Here is a 3574-nt window from a genome sequence, read left to right on the forward strand (position 1 = left end):
GCCGTAATAGTCGAGCCAGTTGAAGCCCTTGAGCTGGTCGACAAGCTTCCAGGGCGTGGCGCTCGCGGCCGACCAGACGCCGTCGTCGCCGCGGCTTTCGTTCATGCCGATCAGGGTGCAGGGGAAGCCGACCGTGTGGAACGGTACGTTGTCCTTGCCCATGAACTCCACGTAGCTCACGTCATCGGCCGCGGGCGCGCGCCACCAGCGCTCCCACGCCGCATCCGGCGCGGGGCTTTCGCCAGCCTCGGCGGCGCGGCCGTCGGCCCATTCCCAGGTTGCGCCGATGTACTCGATCGGGGCGTCGAACCAGACGTAGAACACCTTGCCCGCCAGGCCCTCGATGTCAGGCAGCGCGCCTTGCGGATTGGGGCCCCATTCCCACGCGTTGACTGGCACGCCCCACTCCAGGTCACGGGTGACGCCGCGATCCTGCAGGCCCTCGTCCAGCCACTTGAGCGCGATCGAGGTCACCAACAACGGCCACTCCCCGCGCTTCTCGCCGATCCAGGCGCGCAGCTTCTCGGAGAACAGGCTCTGGCGGAGGAACAGGTGCTTGGAATCGCGGATCTCGATGTCCTCCGAGCCTGAGATCGCCGAGCGTGGGCGGATCAGGTCGGCTGGGTCCAGCACGCGGGTGCAGTTCTCGCACTGGTCGCCGCGCGCCTGCGGATAGGCGCAGTGCGGGCAGGTGCCGATCACATAGCGGTCGGGCAGGAAGCGGCGGTCGGCGTTGGAGTAGACCTGTTGGGTGACGCGCTCCTCGATGAAACCGGCCTCCCAAAGCGTTTGGGCGAAACGCTGGGTGAGCCGGTGGTTCTGGGGCGAGGACGAGCGGCCGAAGAAGTCCCATGACAAGCCGAAGCGGCGGCCGAGATCGTGCTGCACGCGGTGCTGCTCGGCGCAGAAGGTGGCCGGATCCTGGCCGGCCTCGGCGGCGGCGAGTTCGGTCGGCGTGCCGTGTTCGTCGGTGGCGCAGATGTAGAGGGTCTCGCGGCCTCTCGCCCGCTGGAAGCGCGCATAGACATCCGCCGGCAGCATCGAGCCCGCGAGCGTCCCCAGATGCTTGATCCCATTGATGTAGGGCAAGGCCGAGGTGATCAGGATGCGGGACATGGCGGACGTCGGGCCTTTCACAGGAAGCGGCGCTTATATGGCGCCGCCGCGCGTTCGCCAAAGCGTCAGCGTGGGACAGGCCCAGCCTTTCTTGCAGATCAGCGACGTCGGTCGCTAGCGGCTGAGCGCGAGGCCGGCGGGCGCGGACGCCTCGACGCTGATCACCTTGAAGCCGGCCAGCGTGGCTTCGCCGAAAGCGTTGGAGATCGCGACATCGGTGGCGTCGCGGCCGCGGGCGATCAGAACGCGGCCGATGCGCGGCTGGTTGTTGCGCGCATCGAAGGTGTACCAGCGGTCGCCGAGAAACACCTCGAACCACGCGCTGAAGTCCATCTCGCCCACCACCGGCACGCCGATATCGCCGAGGTAGCCGGTGCAATAGCGCGCCGGGATGTTCATGCAGCGGCAGAAGGCGACAGCCAGGTGGGCGTAGTCCCGACAGACGCCTTGGCGCTCCACATAGGCCTGGTAGGCGCTGCGGGTCGGGCGGGCGTGCTCATAGTCGAAGACGATGTGGTTGTGGACGAAGTCGGTGATCGCCTGGACGCGCGCCCAGCCGGGCTGCGTGCCGCCGAACAGCGACCAGGCGATGTTGCTGAGCTGGTCGGTCTCGCAGTAGCGGCTGCCCAGCAGGAACACTAAGGCCGCGTCCGGCAGATCCTCAGTCGGGCCCTGCACGGCGCCCGGCGCGTAGTCGTCGACCAGGCCGGAATCGCGGATTATGAAGTCGGCGGAGAGCACGAAGCGGCCCGCCGGCGCCACCACCCGGCTGCAGATGTTGCCGAAGCCGTCGATGTACTGGCGCACCGGCACATAGGGGCTGGTCAGCAGGACGTCGGGGGTTTCCAGCTCGTCGCGGCGGGAGGGATGCACGCTCAGGCACAGCAGCATCAGCGTCGGCGAGGCGCAGTCGAACGCGATCTCGAAGCCGGTATGGATGCGCATCCTGGTTCTCCGGCGCCCAGCCGAACGGCGCGGACGCGAGCGCCTGTGGGTGACCGCAAATGGCCCGGACACCCCCGAGATACAAGGTCGCGGCGAGATCGCTCGCCGTGCCGCGGCCTGCAGTCTGTCAAAATCGCCCGCACGCCCAACGATTGCTCATACGCGCGAGCTCGAACGCGCCGCGGCGCCTCGGGGCGCGGCAGGTCCGACCGGCGCCGCGGGCGCTTGTGCTGAAAGCGGCCGGGCGCATGATGCGCCGGGCGAGGAAACGCCAGCGCCGACAGGCAAGCCTGAATGATGACCGCACCGCATCTCCAAGACGGTGAGTACTCGGGCGATAAGGGAGACGATTCATGGACTTGACCAACGCTTCGGCGATCGTGACGGGCGGCGCCGGTGGGTTCGGGAGCGCCACGGTGCGCAAACTCGCGGCCCAAGGCGCACGCGTGGTCATCGCCGACGTGTCGGACGAACGCGGTCAGGCGCTGGCGAAGGAGGTCGGCGGCGGCTGCGTCTATGTGCGGACCGATGTCATGGACGAGGCCTCGATCGCCCAAGCGATCGCGACGGCGGTGGACATGGCTCCGCTGCGCGCCGCGGTGGTCGTGCATGGCGGGCCGCCGGCGCCCGGTACGGCGGGTCCGGCGCGGGTGGTCAACCGCGAGGGCGTGCGCCTGCCGCTCTCGGCTTTTGTGCACACCGTGAACGTTTATCTGAACAGCGCCTTCGCTGTGACCAGCCATGCAGCTGAAGCCATGGCCAAGAACGCACCGCTGGCGTCGAACCAGCGTGGCGTAGTGATCAACACCGCCTCCATCGCCGGCTACGAGGGCCAGCCGGGGCAAGCCGCCTATTCCGCGGCCAAGGGCGGCATCATCGGCATGACCCTGACCATCGCCCGGGACCTGGCGCCGCTGGGCATCCGCGCCGTGGCTATCGCACCAGGGACCTTCCTTACCCTCGCCTACTCGGCTCGCATGACCGACGAGGAGGCGCAGGCCAAGTGGGGACCGATGGTGCCGAATCCGCGGCGGATGGGCGATCCGGACGAGTACGCCATGCTGGCCGCCCACATCGTCGAGAACGACTTCATGAATGGCACGACCGTGAGGCTGGACGGCGCGCAGCGGTTTTAGCGCCGCTGGGACGCACGGGTGCGATATCTAGGGAGGCAACAGCGAAGCGGTTGCCGCGGGCGCGGCGGAACGGCTAAGGAGGACCAGATTCGGCGCGCGTTCACCTGCCGCAGGCGGCGAGCGACGCAACGCATTCCATGAGGCCGGCTTAGCTCAGTTGGTAGAGCAGCGCTTTTGTAAAGCGAAGGTCGCGGGTTCGAGTCCTGCAGCCGGCGCCGGTCTTCCCCGCAAGCCGGGCGAGCAGGACGACGGATGAGCGACAGACCTGCCTCGGAAGAACCTTCCGCCAAGACGCTGCCCGCCACCGACTCCGGCGCGCCGCCGACCGCCAGCAATCAGGCGCAGCTGGACGCGCACAGTTATCGGCTGCCGGCGTT

Annotated in this window: 3 protein-coding genes and 1 tRNA gene; 2 read left to right on the forward strand and 2 right to left on the reverse strand. The window is 68.3% G+C overall.

Annotation, left to right across the window (positions count from 1 at the left end):
- Positions 1 to 1116, reverse strand: a 1116-nt coding sequence (locus Q8R27_RS11030) for a methionine--tRNA ligase (RefSeq protein ID WP_305699070.1), incomplete at its 3' end; no start/stop codon positions are given.
- Positions 1117 to 1230: 114 nt separating this feature from the next.
- Positions 1231 to 2061 (reverse strand): transglutaminase family protein, encoded by an 831-nt coding sequence (locus Q8R27_RS11035; RefSeq protein ID WP_305699071.1) that lies wholly within the window; start codon positions 2059 to 2061, stop codon positions 1231 to 1233.
- A 353-nt stretch (positions 2062 to 2414) separates the two neighbouring features.
- On the opposite strand from Q8R27_RS11035, the gene Q8R27_RS11040 reads away from it, so the two are divergent.
- A complete protein-coding gene (locus Q8R27_RS11040; protein ID WP_305699072.1) occupies positions 2415 to 3197 on the forward strand; it encodes an SDR family oxidoreductase in 783 nt (260 codons plus the stop codon).
- Between the two features lie 142 nt (positions 3198 to 3339).
- A tRNA-Thr gene (locus Q8R27_RS11045) sits at positions 3340 to 3412 on the forward strand.
- Positions 3413 to 3574 lie beyond the last annotated feature (162 nt).

The organism is Phenylobacterium sp., from assembly GCF_030697305.1.
Taxonomy (GTDB): Bacteria; Pseudomonadota; Alphaproteobacteria; order Caulobacterales; family Caulobacteraceae; genus Phenylobacterium.

What these genes read in the sequence shown, in the direction of transcription:
- Q8R27_RS11035 (WP_305699071.1), bottom strand. Translation starts at nt 2,061, where the DNA reads ATGCGCATCCATACCGGCTTCGAGATCGCGTTCGACTGCGCCTCGCCG.
- Q8R27_RS11040 (WP_305699072.1), top strand. Translation starts at nt 2,415, where the DNA reads ATGGACTTGACCAACGCTTCGGCGATCGTGACGGGCGGCGCCGGTGGG.